General features: G+C 50.1%; 18 protein-coding genes. 5 read left to right on the forward strand and 13 right to left on the reverse strand.

What is annotated here, in order from left to right; all coding sequences use genetic code 11:
* The first annotated feature begins 23 nt into the window (after nt 1-23).
* Nucleotides 24-692, forward strand: a complete 669-nt coding sequence (locus BZJ19_RS08300; RefSeq protein WP_077675268.1) for a hypothetical protein — start codon at nt 24-26, stop codon at nt 690-692.
* On the opposite strand, the gene BZJ19_RS08305 is transcribed toward BZJ19_RS08300, so the two are convergent.
* A complete protein-coding gene (locus BZJ19_RS08305; RefSeq protein WP_077675269.1) occupies nt 689-1213 on the reverse strand; it encodes a nicotinate-nicotinamide nucleotide adenylyltransferase in 525 nt (174 codons plus the stop codon). The genes BZJ19_RS08300 and BZJ19_RS08305 overlap by 4 nt on opposite strands.
* Before the next feature lie 198 nt (nt 1214-1411).
* Here BZJ19_RS08305 and nadE point away from each other — a divergent pair, with 198 nt between their 5' ends.
* Nucleotides 1412-2251, forward strand: coding sequence for an ammonia-dependent NAD(+) synthetase (gene nadE, locus BZJ19_RS08310; RefSeq protein ID WP_077675270.1), 840 nt, complete (start codon nt 1412-1414; stop codon nt 2249-2251).
* On the opposite strand, the gene BZJ19_RS08315 is transcribed toward nadE, so the two are convergent.
* The 10 genes from BZJ19_RS08315 to BZJ19_RS17180 form a co-directional block, all read right to left on the reverse strand.
* On the reverse strand, nt 2233-2787 hold the full coding sequence (locus tag BZJ19_RS08315; RefSeq protein WP_077480881.1) for an HD domain-containing protein: 555 nt from the start codon (nt 2785-2787) through the stop codon (nt 2233-2235). The two genes, nadE and BZJ19_RS08315, sit on opposite strands and share 19 nt — an antisense overlap.
* An 88-nt stretch (nt 2788-2875) precedes the next feature.
* Nucleotides 2876-3034, reverse strand: a complete 159-nt coding sequence (locus tag BZJ19_RS08320) for a YoaH family protein (protein ID WP_077480879.1) — start codon at nt 3032-3034, stop codon at nt 2876-2878.
* 80 nt (nt 3035-3114) lie between these two features.
* Nucleotides 3115-4248, reverse strand: a complete 1134-nt coding sequence (locus tag BZJ19_RS08325) for a conjugal transfer protein TraF (RefSeq protein ID WP_077675271.1) — start codon at nt 4246-4248, stop codon at nt 3115-3117.
* A 119-nt stretch (nt 4249-4367) separates the two neighbouring features.
* Entirely contained in the window at nt 4368-5258 is an 891-nt protein-coding gene (locus tag BZJ19_RS08330) for a DUF2861 family protein (RefSeq protein WP_077675272.1), read from the reverse strand.
* The gene (locus BZJ19_RS08335) at nt 5258-5923 is read right to left on the reverse strand and encodes a response regulator transcription factor (protein WP_077457738.1); all 666 of its coding nucleotides are present in this window, start codon (nt 5921-5923) and stop codon (nt 5258-5260) included. The genes BZJ19_RS08330 and BZJ19_RS08335 overlap by 1 nt, the downstream gene beginning before the upstream one ends.
* Nucleotides 5895-7334 (reverse strand): ATP-binding protein, encoded by a 1440-nt coding sequence (locus BZJ19_RS08340; RefSeq protein ID WP_077675273.1) that lies wholly within the window; start codon nt 7332-7334, stop codon nt 5895-5897. The genes BZJ19_RS08335 and BZJ19_RS08340 overlap by 29 nt, the downstream gene beginning before the upstream one ends.
* Nucleotides 7335-7510: 176 nt before the next feature.
* Nucleotides 7511-8887 (reverse strand): Re/Si-specific NAD(P)(+) transhydrogenase subunit beta, encoded by a 1377-nt coding sequence (pntB, locus tag BZJ19_RS08345; RefSeq protein WP_077675274.1) that lies wholly within the window; start codon nt 8885-8887, stop codon nt 7511-7513.
* A gap of 9 nt (nt 8888-8896) precedes the next feature.
* Entirely contained in the window at nt 8897-10450 is a 1554-nt protein-coding gene (locus BZJ19_RS08350) for a Re/Si-specific NAD(P)(+) transhydrogenase subunit alpha (protein WP_077675275.1), read from the reverse strand.
* Between the two features lie 372 nt (nt 10451-10822).
* Nucleotides 10823-11107: an HlyU family transcriptional regulator gene (locus BZJ19_RS08355; RefSeq protein ID WP_077675276.1), complete on the reverse strand. Its 285-nt coding sequence runs from the start codon at nt 11105-11107 to the stop codon at nt 10823-10825.
* A gap of 165 nt (nt 11108-11272) precedes the next feature.
* Nucleotides 11273-11446, reverse strand: coding sequence for a hypothetical protein (locus BZJ19_RS17180; protein WP_167370405.1), 174 nt, complete (start codon nt 11444-11446; stop codon nt 11273-11275).
* Between the two features lie 339 nt (nt 11447-11785).
* Between BZJ19_RS17180 and BZJ19_RS08360 the strand changes: the two genes are divergently transcribed.
* The gene (locus BZJ19_RS08360; protein ID WP_201249183.1) at nt 11786-12730 is read left to right on the forward strand and encodes a hypothetical protein; all 945 of its coding nucleotides are present in this window, start codon (nt 11786-11788) and stop codon (nt 12728-12730) included.
* Here BZJ19_RS08360 and BZJ19_RS17155 read toward each other — a convergent pair.
* Together BZJ19_RS17155 and BZJ19_RS08365 are read right to left on the reverse strand one after the other, a co-directional pair.
* Nucleotides 12723-12872: a hypothetical protein gene (locus tag BZJ19_RS17155; RefSeq protein ID WP_158074971.1), complete on the reverse strand. Its 150-nt coding sequence runs from the start codon at nt 12870-12872 to the stop codon at nt 12723-12725. The genes BZJ19_RS08360 and BZJ19_RS17155 overlap by 8 nt on opposite strands.
* Before the next feature lie 85 nt (nt 12873-12957).
* Complete coding sequence (locus BZJ19_RS08365; RefSeq protein ID WP_077675277.1) at nt 12958-14706, reverse strand: bifunctional metallophosphatase/5'-nucleotidase; 1749 nt, start codon at nt 14704-14706, stop codon at nt 12958-12960.
* Between the two features lie 110 nt (nt 14707-14816).
* On the opposite strand from BZJ19_RS08365, the gene BZJ19_RS08370 reads away from it, so the two are divergent.
* Complete coding sequence (locus BZJ19_RS08370; protein ID WP_077675278.1) at nt 14817-15701, forward strand: NAD(P)-dependent oxidoreductase; 885 nt, start codon at nt 14817-14819, stop codon at nt 15699-15701.
* A gap of 144 nt (nt 15702-15845) precedes the next feature.
* Nucleotides 15846-16790, forward strand: coding sequence for a ribosome biogenesis GTPase YlqF (ylqF, locus tag BZJ19_RS08375; RefSeq protein WP_077675279.1), 945 nt, complete (start codon nt 15846-15848; stop codon nt 16788-16790).
* The last annotated feature ends 47 nt before the right edge of the window (nt 16791-16837 follow it).

Here is a 16837-nt window from a genome sequence, read left to right on the forward strand (position 1 = left end):
ACCTGTAAAAATGAGAGCCAGACATGAAGTACACCAGCGAATACACCGCCTATCACCAAGATTGCCTCGTGCTTACCCCGCGAAAGCGTCGCCATACCGCCACTTTCTTATACGTAGAGTTCGGTTTAGTTCTCGTACGCCTCGGTAAACAGGATATTCCCGTGTACGCTGGCCAAGGCTTTTGGCTCCCGTTTGATTGTCTATACGCACTGATGATCACGCCACACACCAGCCTGCATCAGCTAACGGTATCGCCTAGAGTGACGGTGTCACTTCCTCAGTCTGCGGGCCACGTGATACCCAGCGCATTATTGCATGCCGGACTCACAGCACTTGAGCCGTTATCCGGCGCGAACCAAAACACACCGGCAACGCGTCGCCTGCATGGGGTACTGCTCGATCAGCTGGTGACGCTATCACCCGCAATCGCAAACGACGCTAGCTATCAATGTGTAGCGGCCTGTGTTGATCATGCGAATGCTGGACGGCCACTCGAAGGTGACAACGCGCATTTTACCTTCCAGGCCTGCACTCAGCTTACCTATTCAGCGTTGTGCGAATACCTCACCGTCCGCCAGCTAAGGGCGCAGCTTAAATCCGGCAACAAGCTGGAAACTGCAGCGACGTCGCTCGGGCTATCTTACGATGCCGCCCTCGCGCTGTCCGACGAATATCACGCTGTAATCGTTTAATTAGAGAGCGAGAATGCTGTATGGCTGAGTTGCTCGGCAACACTTGGGGTCGTCAAGTCGTCGACTGACAGCCCTTTTGCCAGCCGATCGCGGATATACGTACTGCGTACATTGACGGATTCTGGCATTCCTAGCACGGACCAACGCGCCAGGATCTGCTCACTGTGCGCAAATTGGCCGAACTTTAATAAGTTATCTGGCCCGACGACAAAAGTCAGATCGGCGTGGCAATAGTGTGCCTGCAGCGCGGTCAGCAACATATAAGTTGTGACAGCGTCACCATTTTTACCCAGCTCTGCTTCAAGGCGACAGCACGAGGCCTGCGGCATGTTCAAATCGTGAATAAAGGCATCAACCCATTGGCAACGCTGCTCAAACGAGGCCATCGATTTTCCCCACGCATGCTTATAACTTGGTACCAGTAGTACGCGATCAAAATGCGTCAACTGTTCGATAACAGATGCATGCCCGCGTGTGGGCGGATTAAACGCACTGCCAAAAATGGCAATTTTTTCAGTCATATCATTCCTCTTTGTCACGAAGTTTACATGTATCTGCCTGATTGCGCGACCATCAGCGAAGTGAATCGACGCTATTGGCCATCTCATAACCAGTGATAACGGTTAATCGTGGCGTAGCTATACCCAAGCTTTGCGAGATCATGCACAATAAGAATCATCACGTCGGTCGCATGCAAGCGAAATCAAGAGGAACACAACATGGAACAACACATCCGCGAAGAAATGCGCGTTCAACCTTCTATCGATCCACAAGCAGAAATTACACGCCGCATTCACTTCATTAAGACCATGCTCACCCGCTCGGGAACGCGCAGCCTGGTGTTAGGTATTAGCGGGGGCGTTGATTCTTCAACTTGTGGTCGATTAGCCCAGCTAGCCGTTGAGCAATTGAACGAAGAGTTCGGCCGTAATCACTATCAATTTATCGCCGTGCGGTTGCCCTATGGCGTGCAAAAAGATGAAGACGAAGCGCAATTGGCATTGTCGTTCATCAAGCCAAGCAAAACGGTCACGGTCAATGTTAAACCCGGTGTTGATGGCACGCACAGTGCGGTATTAGATGCCGTCGCGGCGGTGGATCTGTTACCCGATAACGAAGACACCCTTGATTTCGTCAAAGGTAACGTCAAAGCACGCGCCCGCATGGTCGCTCAATACGAGATTGCTGGACTAACTCAAGGGTTGGTGATTGGAACCGATCATTCTGCGGAAAACATTACTGGTTTCTATACCAAGTACGGTGATGGTGCCTGCGATCTTGCTCCTCTATTTGGATTAAGCAAGCGACAAGTGCGCCAACTGGCTGCGGCACTGGGTGCGCCAGAGGTATTGGTCAATAAAGTTCCGACCGCGGATTTGGAGGAGTTATCACCACAAAAAGCCGATGAAGACGCGCTTCAGCTGACCTATGAGCAGATTGATAACTTCTTGGAAGGCAAGCCCGTCGATGAGGCGGTGAAAGGGAAGATCATTCAGGTCTATCAAGCCACCCAGCACAAACGTCAACCCATTCCGACTGTCTACGATATCGAGGCGTGAAGTTGGTGGTCGGGGTGTCGGTCGGCTTGCTGGCCGGCATCAATCAGACCATCCAACTCCGCCCATAAATTATCACATAGACCAGGGCGATATACGGCAACCCGAAAGCCGCCATGCTCTCGTTGGTATTGCTGAAAACGCGGAGGACTGTGTTCACTGCTTGCGATCACATTGGCAAGACGGTCACAGGTTTTAACAACCAAGGCGAGCCATGCGGCTTCATCGCTGGGATCCAGCGCGATCAAACGTTGGTTGAGTGCCCGTTTTCTCTCATGTCGGGTCGGTTTGCGCGGATCGGTCACCAGCATAACTGCTCGCGCTATCGTCGGCCCAAAGCGCTCGGCGATTTCTTCGACACGAGTGGCGGTGTCTTCAAGAATATCATGCAACTGAGCGACAATACGCGCGTCTTCACCATAAGGTGCAGCAATACGCTCTACATGATCGAGATGACAACGATAAGGCTGCGCACCATATCGTTGCAGCGCATGCCTGACTCGTGCCCACTCTCTTGCTTGTTCGACCGCGTGACTCATCCCCGACTCCCTTGACCTCTCTACTATTAAATAAATCAGGGATCCGATGAATTGTAAATAAAAAAGCAGCATATTCTGCTGCTTTTTCTCACTCTTCAGACGCTGAGGCCGCCGCTGCTTGTGCTCTGATCTCTGCCGCGACTTTCATGATGGCTTCACCACTACTCATGCCCTCTGCCATCAAAGCGTGAATACGCTCTGCAGCCTGTTGCTGCTCATCATGCGTCAATGTAATACCGTCGAACATAAATACGCTCATCTATTAAAAAGGCAGGCTATTTTAGGGCCTGCCTTTTGCGTTGTCATCGACTTTTCGTCACCACGAGTTTAGAAAGTAAACGCGAGTTGGGCTGAGCCCCCATAGCTGTTGCTATCAATGATACTCGCCGCGATATCCACGTTAACCACCCCAAAGGGTGACAAGCCTAGACCCAGTGTAAACGCGTCTTCAACGTTATCTTTCATATCCGCGCGATAACCGGTTCGTAATTGAGCATGACCAAAGGCATCAAATTCAGCCCCGATCCGGAAAAACTGGGTATCATCATCAATATCTAAAGTACCTTTAAATCCTTTGCTCTTGTTTAAGTCGATATCGCCGGCAATGGTGACAAAGTCGGAAACAAACGCCGAGCCAAGCGTAAACTGTGGCCCTACCTCATAGGTAAAGCTGTGACCCGTTGTACTACTTGTCACTGTGTCCACATCGTTACTGATCAGGTTTTTACCGGCTAAGCCGACGCGATAAGGGCCAGTCTGCCACACCGCCCCGACATCAATGTTAAAGCCGTTATCTTCTTCACGGTAACGGCTATCATCCCAGTCATCGGTGTCATAAGAATCAACCGAGACGCCATAGTTATAGGTTGTGATCTGCTGCAATTTTGGGGAGACACCCACCGCAATACGTTGACCTGCAATTTCCACGTTTGATGCAAGCGCAACACCCAGCTCACCCACACCCACGGCAACGATGGTCGCGGTCGAACTGGGGTTAATTGACGGTGTGGTAATATCACTGTCTTTAATATCCGGTAAGACGGCGCCTTCGATGATCCCTGAGGTAAAGAGTGTCGCAGAAATGGAGCCAGTTGGGATCCCTACGGCTGCACCGACCCCCGCATCCAAGTGTGCTTGATCGCCCTGCGCATTTCGCATTGCTTGCTGCGCGGCCGTTAGGTCGTTGTTATCGTACGCATCAGAGATATCATCTAAATCATCCATGAGCTCATCTGGGTCACGCACTTCCGCGCCCAGATAAGGAAAAATCACCCCAAACGCGCTGTCAGGGTCAAGTGCCGCCAAGGCAGGGTTGTGAAATCCCGCAGATAAGTAGTCGCCTGCTGCGACCGCAGCCCCACCCATAGCATTTGTTCGCGCATCGGTAGGATTGGTCGCTGCCACTGCAGACCCTGTGCATGCTGCAAGTGCAAGCACAAGTAGGTGTTTTTTATCGTGCATTAGGTTGCCTCGCTTTCCTCTTCGTTTTATCTAAAGAGCGTAGCGGCTTGGCAACCAGCGCGATCAGGTAAGGTCAAAAGATGTGAACAATGTCAGGTTTCAGCCGTGTAACACCTTGGTCAGTCGGGCTTTATTGCGCGAAGCGCATCCGGATCCAAATCCGGTAAATCAATAGCCCGGCCAATTCGCTGCACTTCCTCAACAGACAACGCACCTTGCCAGCGCCTTTCAATCAGCGCCACACTAAACCAATACTGGCCGTTCGGTACATCCAGCACTGGCAACGTCGTGGGCAGGCGTTTGTGCTTTTCGACCGACCATATCGGCGCACCATCTGGCTGATTGTGGGGATAGAGATTGAGCGTCAGAAACGGGCGCTGACATGTAGAGTCTAAGCTGTCAGGCGGGGCTATCCGCCAACTTCGCGTGTCTTTCCAGCTGATTTTTTGCAAGGGTTGAGGCTGCGTCATCAATAACCAGCTGGTCCATGTTTCTCCTTCTACTGACGTCACCTCAAGCTGATAGAGCCCTTCTTTCACTGGTTCGGAAAGACCATCTTGCTCTAGCAACCACTGGTGTTGGTTTTGACCACTCAATCGCTGCGAAATGATGGTTTCATCAGGCCAATGCTTAAGCGAAAAACGAGCAATACCGGGCTGAGACTCCCCACGAACTTGCAAGCGATAATAGACACGGCTGGTCGTCTGTACCGTTTCACGACGCAGGGATAAATTACTCAGCCAATCTGGCATCGTCTGCTGACTCAAGCTCCGCCCGCAATCTTCGGTTATCGCCAACGCAAGCAGCTGCGCCAAGTGCTGCTGACGCGAAGCGGATAGATTTGGCTGCTGCCAAGCTTCAATCATGGCATCCATACTGCCTGCTGTATTCCCTTCCAGCAGGCGTTGGTGGGCGCTGGTCAAGGCATCATTACCATCAAACCAGGCCGCTTGAGTACCACCTGCTATCAAGGCAGCAGCGAATAAACCGTGCGTGAGTCGTAAACGCATTATGCTTTCATGCGATAGCCAACGCCACGCAATGTCTCAATATTCACTGAAGGCAACTTTTGGCGAAGTTGCAAAATGTGCGTATCAACCGTGCGCGTCGTTGGGTAATGGTTGTAGCCCCAAACCTGATCCAGTAGCTCATCCCGTGTGAACACTCGTCCCGCATTTTTAGCCAGGAAATGAAGCAAATCAAACTCAGTCCGTGTCAGTACGACTTCTTGCTCGCCACACATTACTGCGCGACTTGCAGTATCAATGCGCACATCGTTGACAACAATTTCATCGCTGGATGCATCGACTTCACCAACAGGGTTACGCAGGTGAACACGAATACGTGCCAGCAATTCTGCTTCAGCAAAAGGTTTGGTGATGTAGTCGGTGGCACCCGAGTCAAGGCCGCCGACACGGTCACGCACGGAGACCATCGCGGTCAGCAAAATCACAGGTACCGTTTTGAGTTTGTTCCAGTCAGGCAACCAATCAATTGAGTCGCCTTCGGGTAACTGGCGATCGAGGATCACCAAATCTGCATCACGCCATAGCTCTGCCACTTTTGTCGCGCTATCTGCGTATAAACAGCGGTAACCGGCCTGCTCTAAACTGGCAAGTAGGCCATCAGCCAAGTTGGCATCATCTTCAACCAGAAGTAACGTCGCTTGCGTCACAATGAATCTCCAAAGTAAATGTAGTGGGCGGGCCCGATAAGCTTAGCTTACCCCCCATCCGCTCAATCATAGATTCCACGATAGTTAGTCCGAGGCCTAAGCCACTTTGACTAACAAAGGGTTTACGAATATGTTTCCAGTCCTTGGCAGTCAGGTCGCCCTGATCCTGAATCGCGATCGTAAAACGATCTGACAATACCTGTGCGCGCACTTCAACCGGTGCTACACCATATTTGACCGCATTAGCGATCAAATTGTTCAATGAGGTTGCTAGCCAATACACATTGGCACTGACAGCGCCATCTTGCGAGACATACATAGTGACATTGTGCTCGTCACAGATGTACCCCAACCACTCTTTTAGTGAAGGGATCGTCTCTTTATTCAACGGCTTTTGGTTCGATTGTAAATAGTCTTTGCTCGCTTCCGCTAACTGCTTTAAGCGACGTGCATCCTCACACAAGCGTCGAAACTCGTCATAAAATGACTCAGGCAAGGTATCAAACTTGCGCCTAAACCCTTCCACCGTCATTGAGAGGCTGGCAATCGGCGTACGCAGTTCGTGGGTGAGGATCTGTAGCACCAGCATCCGCTCTTGCATCAACCGGCGCTGAACCGTCCAACGGTTAAATGCCCAACCTCCGAGTGCCGCAAGGTTGATAACAATCAAGGCACCGACTAAGTAGGGCCAATACGTCGGCGCTTTTTCTTCATTCCAGCAAATGTTTCCCACGCGCGCCAAACAAAAATCTTGTTCGCCCATCGCGGACAAACGCAAATCAAACTCTGCTAATAATGGCTGCCATTGTGTCGAAGGGTACAAGTGATAATAGCTACCGACACGAACCCACATTTCATCACTACTGAGTAGCGATTTCGCACCACTATTCAGTGCTTCGACAGCAGCGGTATCCATACGCTGCAACCGCCCCAACAAGGTATCCGGTTGAGCCGTTGGCCGTTCTTGAATATGAAAAAAACGGGTCAGCTCACTGCGCCGAGACGGAAATTGTTCGACATATTTCGCCGCATAGCTGCCTCCTCCTGGATGGATAAACCCTGAGCGGGAAAACCAAGCAACCGGCAACTGAGTGTGATTACACATGGCGCGCGTGAACACTAAAGGCTCGGTCACTTTGGGGTGAACAGGCCACGGCCCTTGGCACTTTTGTGCGGCTTGGTACAAACGACGAATGTCTTTAAGCGGGTAATTAGCGGTTTGTGGCAATAAACTGTCGGGACTGAGTAAGACCTTGGGGAAGGCGCGATTAATGCCAATAAGGTTATATCGTGCCACCGGATCGGCAAGCAATAGCTGTGCTCTGAACGCTGTCATTTGTTCAGAGAAAGAGCTTGCAGCACTCGTTGGCAGCGCAATAAGCGCCAAGGTCATTAACAGCAGGATTCGCATAGTCGCAAGCTTATCACCCAACGTGAATGAAATGTCAGTGCAATGTAAGTTCGGTGTATTGCACACGATGAAAGCAATCGGTAACGATGACACCGCAGTTCAACGTGAACCTTCCCGCCCAAAAAAAGAGCCAGCCTTCGCTGACTCTTTATACCTATATTGACGCTTTTTGCCAATCAAAGCGCTTTAAATATTGCCTCAACGCTTTGTTTCGCATCACCAAACAACATCGCACTGTTCTCTTTAAAGAACAGCGGGTTTTGTACCCCAGCATAGCCGGTATTCATAGAACGCTTAAATACCACCACGTTGCGTGCATTCCACACTTCAAGCACTGGCATACCTGCAATCGGGCTTGACGGGTCTTCGGTCGCGGCAGGGTTAACCGTATCGTTCGCGCCAATCACCAAGACAGTGTCCGTTTCAGGGAAATCATCGTTGATTTCATCCATTTCCAACACGATGTCATAAGGGACTTTCGCTTCGGCTAACAATACGTTCATGTGACCGGGCAAACGACCCGCAACAGGGTGAATACCAAAACGTACGTCAATACCCATTCCACGAAGCTTCTCTGTCACTTCATAGACGGGATACTGCGCCTGAGCAACCGCCATGCCATAGCCTGGGGTGATGATGACGCTTTTTGAGTCTTTCAGCATCTCAGCAACATCTTCGGCGGTCACTTCACGGTATTCACCCATCTCCTCGTCACCGGATGACGCCGTACCATCAGAACCAAACCCACCCGCAATCACACTGATAAACGAACGGTTCATGGCTWTACACATGATGTATGACAGAATCGCACCCGACGAACCTACCAACGCACCAGTCACGATCAACAGATCGTTTGCTAGCATAAAGCCTGCGGCGGCAGCCGCCCAGCCTGAGTAGGAGTTAAGCATCGACACCACAACTGGCATGTCTGCACCACCAATCGAGGCCACGAGGTGATAACCAAACGCTAACGCAATCACGGTCACAATCAACAGTGCTGCCGTTGACCCTTCCGCATTCACAAAGCTAATCAGCAACAAGAACGAGACGACAACCGCGGCTAGATTCAACTTGTGACGGTGTGGCAGCATCAAGGCTTTGGAAGAAATCACTCCACGGAGTTTACCAAAGGCGACAATTGAACCGGTGAAGGTAATCGCGCCGATAAATACACCGAGGAAGATCTCAACCAAGTGGATATTAAGCATCGCACCAGTCAATGGTGGATGATCAATATAGGTATTAAAGCCCACTAGTACCGCAGCCAAACCTACAAAGCTATGTAGCATGGCCACCAGCTCAGGCATTTCGGTCATTTCAACACGCTTGGCATAATAAATACCAATCGCACCACCGATGACCATCGCAAGAATAATCCAGCCAACGCCCTGTACTTCAGGACCCCAAATCGTCGCGACTAACGCGATCGCCATCCCGGTAATACCGTAATAGTTACCGGCACGCGCTGATTCTTGCTTGGACAGTCCAGCCAAACTCAGAATAAAACACAACGCCGATACAATGTACGCAGCTTGTACCAATCCTTCAGACATTGTTTCTCCTTACCCTTTACGGAACATTTCAAGCATGCGCTTTGTAACAGTAAAGCCGCCAAATATATTGATACTCGCGATCAACACGGCAATGAATGCGAGGAAGGTGACAAACCCAATGCCTTGTCCAACTTGCAGCAATGCGCCCACAATAATAATCCCGGAAATCGCATTGGTAACCGACATCAGTGGTGTATGCAGTGCGTGAGTGACATTCCACACCACGTAGTAGCCGACCACGCAGGCCAAAACAAACACCGTGAAGTGAGAAAGAAACTCGCTCGGCGCATAGTTCGCGATCCACCCAAATGCCCCGGCAGCCGCGGCCATCAAACCATATTTAGTCGCACGAGAGGTTTTCTTAGGCTCGGCTTTCGGCGCAGGCTCGGCTTTCGGTGCCGCTTTAGGTTGCGCCGAAACTTGAATCGGTGGCGCAGGCCATGTGACTTCACCTTCTTTGATGACGGTCACACCACGAATCACCACATCGTCAAAGTCAATGCCGATATTGCCATCTTTTTCTTTGCAAAGGAGTTTGGTGAGGTTGACCAAGTTGGTGGCATACAGCTGTGATGACTGCGTCGGTAAGCGGCCCACCATATCGGTGTAGCCAATCACTTTCACCCCATTGGGTGTTGTGATCACTTTATCTTTTTCCGTGTATTCGCAGTTACCGCCGTTTGCAGCGGCCAAATCAACAATCACGCTACCCGGTTTCATACTGTCGACCATCTCTTTGGTCACCAGTTTCGGGGCAGGTTTGCCGGGGATGAGCGCGGTCGTGATAATAATATCGACATCTTGCGCTTGTTCAGCGTAGAGCTTTTCTGCGGCTTTATTAAACTCATCAGACATCTCTTTGGCATACCCATCGCCACTGCCTGAATTGTCTTGTTTAAAATCAGCCTCTAAAAACTCGGCGCCCATACTTTCAACTTGTTCTTTCACTTCAGGGCGTACATCGAACGCACGGACAATCGCCCCTAAGCTACCTGCGGCACCAATGGCGGCAAGCCCGGCCACACCAGCGCCCGCAACAAAGACTTTCGCAGGTGGCACTTTACCTGCCGCAGTGATTTGTCCAGTGAAGAAACGGCCAAACTCATGCGCGGCTTCGACCACCGCGCGATAACCAGCAATGTTGGCCATCGAACTTAGCGCATCCAGCGATTGTGCACGGGAGATCCTTGGCACCGCGTCCATCGCCATCACATTAATCTTGCGAGCCGCCAAACGCGCCAGCAACTCTTCACTTTGCGCTGGCCAAATAAAGCTGACTAGCGTGGCACCCTCTTTAATGAGAGCAATTTCATCTTGACCGGTCTCTTCAACCACACCCGGTGCATTCACTTTGAAAATGATATCCGATTGCCAAACGGCTTCGGTATCGACAATACTCGCCCCGGCTTGTTCATAGGCTGTGTCTTCAAAGCTCGCTAGCTCGCCAGCGCCTTTTTCAACTGCTACTTCAAAGCCGAGTTTTATCAACTGCTCCACCGACTTTGGTGTCGCAGCAACTCTCGTTTCATTAACGAGCCTTTCTTTTGGAACACCAATCTGCATAGCTATTCCCTGACTATTGGCTTATGAGAAATTTTTTGTAACGAACCACAGGTCAAATATCAAGCACCTGTAGGCATAATACTGACAAAAAAAGGCATACCTTGATAAAACCCATAAAGACTGCGAAAAATCGATAAAAAATAACGCCGCAAGCACCACATAAGGCACGTGCGACGTGGGTGCAGTCTGTTGTCAGCGTCCGATGCTTAGCAACGCAACATCACTAACTTAACGAGTTTGAGCGACAATCACCACAGGGCAAGGATCGCAATTCTGGTGTAAATGTGATCAGTGCTACATTTTATCTTTTTTTGTTTCGAATATTTATGCATTAGTTTTGGTATAGCGCAGAAGCCCATGCCAGAAGTAAGGTCAAAATAGGCGATCGCCATTCTGGTCAATCATCATCTTGGCTTTTACTAGCATCAAGCTGTTGGCATTTTCCTGGTTTCCCAATAAATCTGAGCGGATAAACTGATGCGTGAGCGTTTCTTGTCCCTGCCGTTTGCAAATTCGCCCACACACTCGGTACTGCCCGTTTTCTGGCGTTGCTTCGGGATATATAAGGTAACCTTTGTATTCAGTCGGGGTAACTGTTGGGGCTGATGCCTTGCGAGGGGCATCGTTTCGTGAGAATAACTTAGAAAACCATCCCATTATGTTTGTCGCTCCATTGAAATACGTTTAGCGTCAATGGTTAACCTGCCATGATCCAAACCAAAGTACTAGTCGCACACCGGTTTCTTTACGTTAACCGTCGCGATAGAACAAAAAAAACGCCATATCGTTATGATATGGCGCTTTACTTTTTATCAGGTCATCTTATCGGTTTATGCCAATGTCACGTTGCAAATGTGCGGGTAAACGGCTTGCATCATAAGCATGTGCATTGGTGTTGTTGGTGAACAACACATCCATGGCATGAGCGATCAGTCCTTTGATTGTCACCGCGTAAGATCGACGTGTGCGTGGCATGTTTGCCGTAAAAGTTGTCATACGATCCTCGCTTTGTTTTCTGAATCACTCGCGGCGCATTATAGAAACAGTGACTTAGATTCTACACTGATGATAATTCAACCTAGCCATTAGTTTTACTTATTCGAAACACCCCTATGCACAGCGGTGATTTGTTGTTAATTTTAGGTTAAATAAAGGGCTGATATAAATCATGGGAGATATGGTCGATTTTAAACAACATCGATTGCTGAACCTTCCTTCTGCTACATGCTATATCAGGCTTTTTTGCGTATAAATCGACGAAAACGAACAATCTTTACTCACTTGCAGAAAAAAGCTGGTAACATTGCCGTTACACATGTGATTAGGGTGCTGTCTATGCTGGCATTTCTTGCTCGACATTCTGCGTTGTTTCTTTTTATTGCCGCTGTAATCGGTTTTGCGTTTCCTCACATTTCATTAGCGCTTTTTCCCTACCTGCCCTATGTGTTATTCGCATTAATGTTATTTACCTTACTCGGGATTAATCAGTCCTTATTGGTAAAAGCACTCGGGCAATGGCGAGTTTGGCTCTATGCGTTTGTGCATGCCGTGGTTCTGACTATCGTTACCTGTACGATTGCATGGGGACTGGGCGCCTCCGATACCATGCTACTCGCGATCAGCGGGATCTGTGCCACTGGCTCGTTATTCGCAACACCTGCCATTATTCGCTCATTAGAAATGGACGCATTGATCGCCATGGCATACACCATTGCGTCGACGTTACTGATGCCCATTGTTCTCTTTATTAATCTGAGCCTATTGAGTGGCGAAGCGTTCTCACTCGACTTACACAGTTATATTGCGAGGCTTGTGATCTTTATTTTTGGTCCGATGGGAATGGCCGCGCTGTTTCACGCATGGATTAAGCCTGAAAAATTAAAACGTATTCATGGAAAACTGGCGCAATTCACGATTGTATTGGTGTTTAGCTTTCCATTGGGCTTAGTGGGTCCGATTGGCGCCATGTGGCAGAAGGATAGCGGTTACGCCTTGGAGCTGTTAGCAATTTCAGTCGCATTATGCATGCTTTTCTTTGCAGTTGCGTACATTATCTACCGGCGATACGGGGAAGAAGCCAGTATGATTGCCGCAGTTACCGCCGTGAACCGCAACGTGTTACTCACTTATACGGTGGCAGGTGCCGCATTGGGGCCGGTATTTTTACCCCTCATTGGGGCCATTCAGTTACCCATTTATTTACAACCGTTACTGGTGCGTTGGGGAGTGCGTTTAAAGCGCGCATCCCACAACGCCACCACGGATAACTCGCTTAAATAACGGGCACAAAATACACTAACGATGCCCACGCGAGTAGCCAAAAGGTGATTAAACCCACATCGAACCAATCACGCATTTCCATACGAACCTCACTTTCTATTCGTGTGCCGATAAACTGCGTTCCTAGATACATATCGACCATGGAGATGAAAACTTAACCTTGCGGCAACAAAGTGCCGTGGTTACCCTTCATCTGATAGTAAGCAAGGGATGGGCCAAGTAAGTGATTATGATTGCCAGCAGCTTTCGCCCTGCTGAGGTGATACGAGATAACACACCAAAGGCTGGTCAGGGAGTTGCAATACATCTTGCGCTCGCGCGTATTGCATGAAGCATTCCGCCATCGATAAACCAATTGAGCGACGACGGCCGGTTTGAAGAGCGTCATAGCCTTCTTTACCTTGCGCGGTATATGAAGATGACACACCAACGTATTGGCGCTCGTCATCAATAGCAATCCAGTGCTGGCCGCGCTTAATGTCTAATTGGGTGATCCGCGCCCCCATCGGCTGCCATGCTTCATAGCGATAGCGTAGATCGGCACAATAGGGAAAACTGCCCGACCCGAGTCCAATCACCCCATTATCCGTGGCATTATTAATTGCACCTTCTAGAGCACTGCGGATTTGCGCGCCCGTTACCCGATACGCAATCACATCAATCGCAAACGGAAGTAACGAGCCGGCGATAAGTGCGGCAGAAAGTGGCCCCGCATTTAAGCTTACTCTAACGCCGCCGGCATTATGGATGGCAAAATCTGCCTCGATACCCTGTTCACGCGCCGCCCATAGAAAACTCTCCGTCACCAATGGCGCGACATCACTGCCGCCTTGCTGATCCGGCACGCGAACATGACGCAACCGCTGTGGCACATGCGTGACAATGTCACTTTCTAACTGAGCCACCCGAGGGCGATAAGTTTGCTGCAAATACTGCTTGAGCGTGAGATCACTCGGCAAGATCAGAAGATTTGGCTGTTGGCTCAAATAGTCACGTGCCGCTTGGTATGAGGAAGCAGTCAGTTTATGCTCGCGCGACGCATCCATCGCCAAACTACGGCCTAACAATAAATAGTTTTGCCCCTCAAAATGAGTCGGGCGCCCTTTGGTATCTAGCGTTAAGGTAAAACGTCCAATTGCCTGAGCGTGGCAACCGGCTTGTACAATCCAGGTATCATTCACTTGATAACCGTAAGGGTCTTGGCTGTCGAGGCCAATGTTTTGAAAGTCACCCTGCAAGACATGGGTATGCCCGCCCACAATCACATCAATGCCAGAGACGGATTCAGCCAATGATTTATCTTTGTCATACCCTAAGTGGCTGAGCAGGATCACAGTACCGACCCCTTGCAAACGCAAGTATGCTACCGTGTTTTTGGCAATTTCTGTCACAGGCAAAAAGGGCGTGTCATGATCAGGGTTAGCCAGTGCAGCCATCTGCTCGACCGCGAGACTAAAAATACCCACCTTACGCCCTGCTATCGTCTTGATCAGCACGCTGGCACGTTTCTGTTCGGGCAAATAAGGCAACAACGCGGGCTTTTCACTGACGCGTTTTTCTTTGTCTGCAGCCTCATTGGCAACGTGCCAATTGCCGGCCAGCAAGGAAAAGGTAATACGATCAAGAAAATCAGCAACCGGACCATTGCCCTGATCTAACTCATGATTCCCGATTGCCATCGCATCAATGCCCAACTGATTGAGCATATCGGCATTGGCTTGCCCCTTAAATAGGGAATAGTACAAGGTACCTTGAAAGCAATCCCCCGCATGCAAGAACATGAACGCGTGGCCTTGCTGGTCCGCCTCAGCACGAAAACGCTTAACGGCAGATGCAATACGTGCAAAGCCACCGCAGTTCGCATAAACACGCGTCTGTGTGCTATCCAAGCTCAGCGAAACAGGTGTCGATTCAAAATGCGAGTGGGTGTCGTTGATGTGTGCAATGGTTAAAGCGATAGATTGAGGTGCTGTCATAGTAATCCGTGTTACAACACAAAATGTGATGGTACAAGATTATCATCTGAAGGAACAAATCAGGTTAAGTTTCTGATAAATTATCGCTCATATAACAACAAGGATGCTATATGACAACTCAAACTCCTTCTGTGGCTTTTATTGGCCTAGGCGTCATGGGGTTTCCCATGGCCGGACATCTACAAAAAAATGGCTTTCCAACCACTGTCTATAACCGCACAACGGCCAAAGCAGAACACTGGTCAGAGCAATATCAAGGGGCCTTCGGTACGACACCGGCGGAGGCTGCCTCTCACGCCGATATTGTTTTTATGTGCGTCGGGAACGATGACGATGTACGAAGCGTCGTGTATGGCGATATCGGGGTGCTTGCCAATATGAAAAAAGGCAGTGTGCTGGTCGATCATACCACGACATCAGCCGAACTGGCCTTAGAGCTCGCTGACGTCTGTGGCCGACAAGGCATCCAGTTTCTAGATGCTCCTGTGTCGGGCGGACAAGCAGGCGCGGAAAATGGCGCATTGACCATTATGGTTGGAGGTGAGCCATCCGTTTTTGAACGCGTTGAACCCGTCATGCGCGCTTACGCTAAGGCGAGCCAACACATCGGCCCCCATGGCAGTGGACAGCGCTGTAAAATGGCCAATCAAATTTGTATTGCGGGCGTTTTGCAGGGCTTGTCGGAAGCGATCGCATTTGCCCAGTCGGCCAATTTAGATATCGACAAAATGATTAGCGCCATTCAGCACGGTGCAGCAGGCTCGTGGCAGATGAGCAACCGCGCCCATACCATGGCAGACGATCAGTTTGATTTCGGTTTTGCCATTGACTGGATGCGCAAAGACCTTGGCTTTTGTTTAGACGAAGCCGCCAAATTAGGCGTGGATCTCCCTCTCACCCAACAAGTTGATCAGCGCTACGCACAACTCCAACAGCGCGGGTTTGGCCGCTGTGATACCTCTGTTTTAATCAAGCAGTTTGATAATAAGAAATAATTTACCCTCCAAGTGTGCAGGCCAGCATGGCCTGCTTTTCTCATTGTTACGGTTAAGTGGTATGATGCGCGTCATAATAACGCTATCTATCAGCGTCGTGCTTCCGTATTGGTAGCATGCAGACGTAGAAAAGGCCGTAAGAAAATGGTTAACAACAAGATTCAATGGTTTCCGGGCCATATGCACAAGGCGCGGAAAGAAATCGAAGAAGTCGTCCCTAAGATCGATGTGATCATCGAAGTGCTCGACGCACGTATTCCCTTTAGCAGTGAGAATCCGCTGATCCGCACACTGCGCGGCGATAAGCCTGTTATCAAAGTTCTGAACAAACGCGATCTTGCCGATCCTGCCATGACAGATATGTGGATGGCTCATCTGGAGCAAGAGCAAGGCGTTTCTGCTATGGCCATCACCACGCAGCAGCAAAGTGAAGTCAATCGAATCATGGAGCGTTGCCGCGCGCTTGCTCCTCATCGCGAAGCCATGGGCAAAAATATTCGCTCGATGATCATGGGGATCCCCAATGTAGGGAAATCAACCATCATTAACAGCCTTGCCGGCCGGGTGATTGCTAAAACAGGTAACCAGCCCGCCGTGACGCGCCAGCAGCAACGAATTAACTTGCAAAATGGCGTGGTGCTCTCCGATACACCGGGAATTCTATGGCCGAAAGTAGAGAATCCACATAGCGGTTTTCGCCTCGCGGCAACCGGCGCCGTCAAAGACACGGCAATGGACTACGACGAAGTGGCGTTTTACACCGTCGAGTACCTAGCCAGCGCCTATCCAGAACGTCTGCAAGAGCGCTATCAGCTAGACGATTTACCCGAAACTGAAATCGAGTTGATGGAAGCGATTGGTGCGAAACGCGGTTGTTTGCGTGCTGGCGGGCGGGTCGATATTCATAAGGCGTCAGAAATCCTGCTTCACGACCTCCGTACCGGGGCGCTGGGTGGTATCACCCTGGAAGCGCCCGATATGATTGAAACTGAGTTAGTGCAAGTGGAAGAAGAAACCGCACGCCGCGAGGCAGAAAAAGCGGCGAACAAAGAAGCGCGGCGTAAGCGCTATTTAAAGAATAAACGCTAAGCACTATCCCGCATCTACCTGTCTGGGTGCCAAAGCATCCGCACATA

It is taken from the genome of Salinivibrio proteolyticus (assembly GCF_001996165.1).
GTDB lineage: Bacteria > Pseudomonadota > Gammaproteobacteria > Enterobacterales > Vibrionaceae > Salinivibrio > Salinivibrio proteolyticus.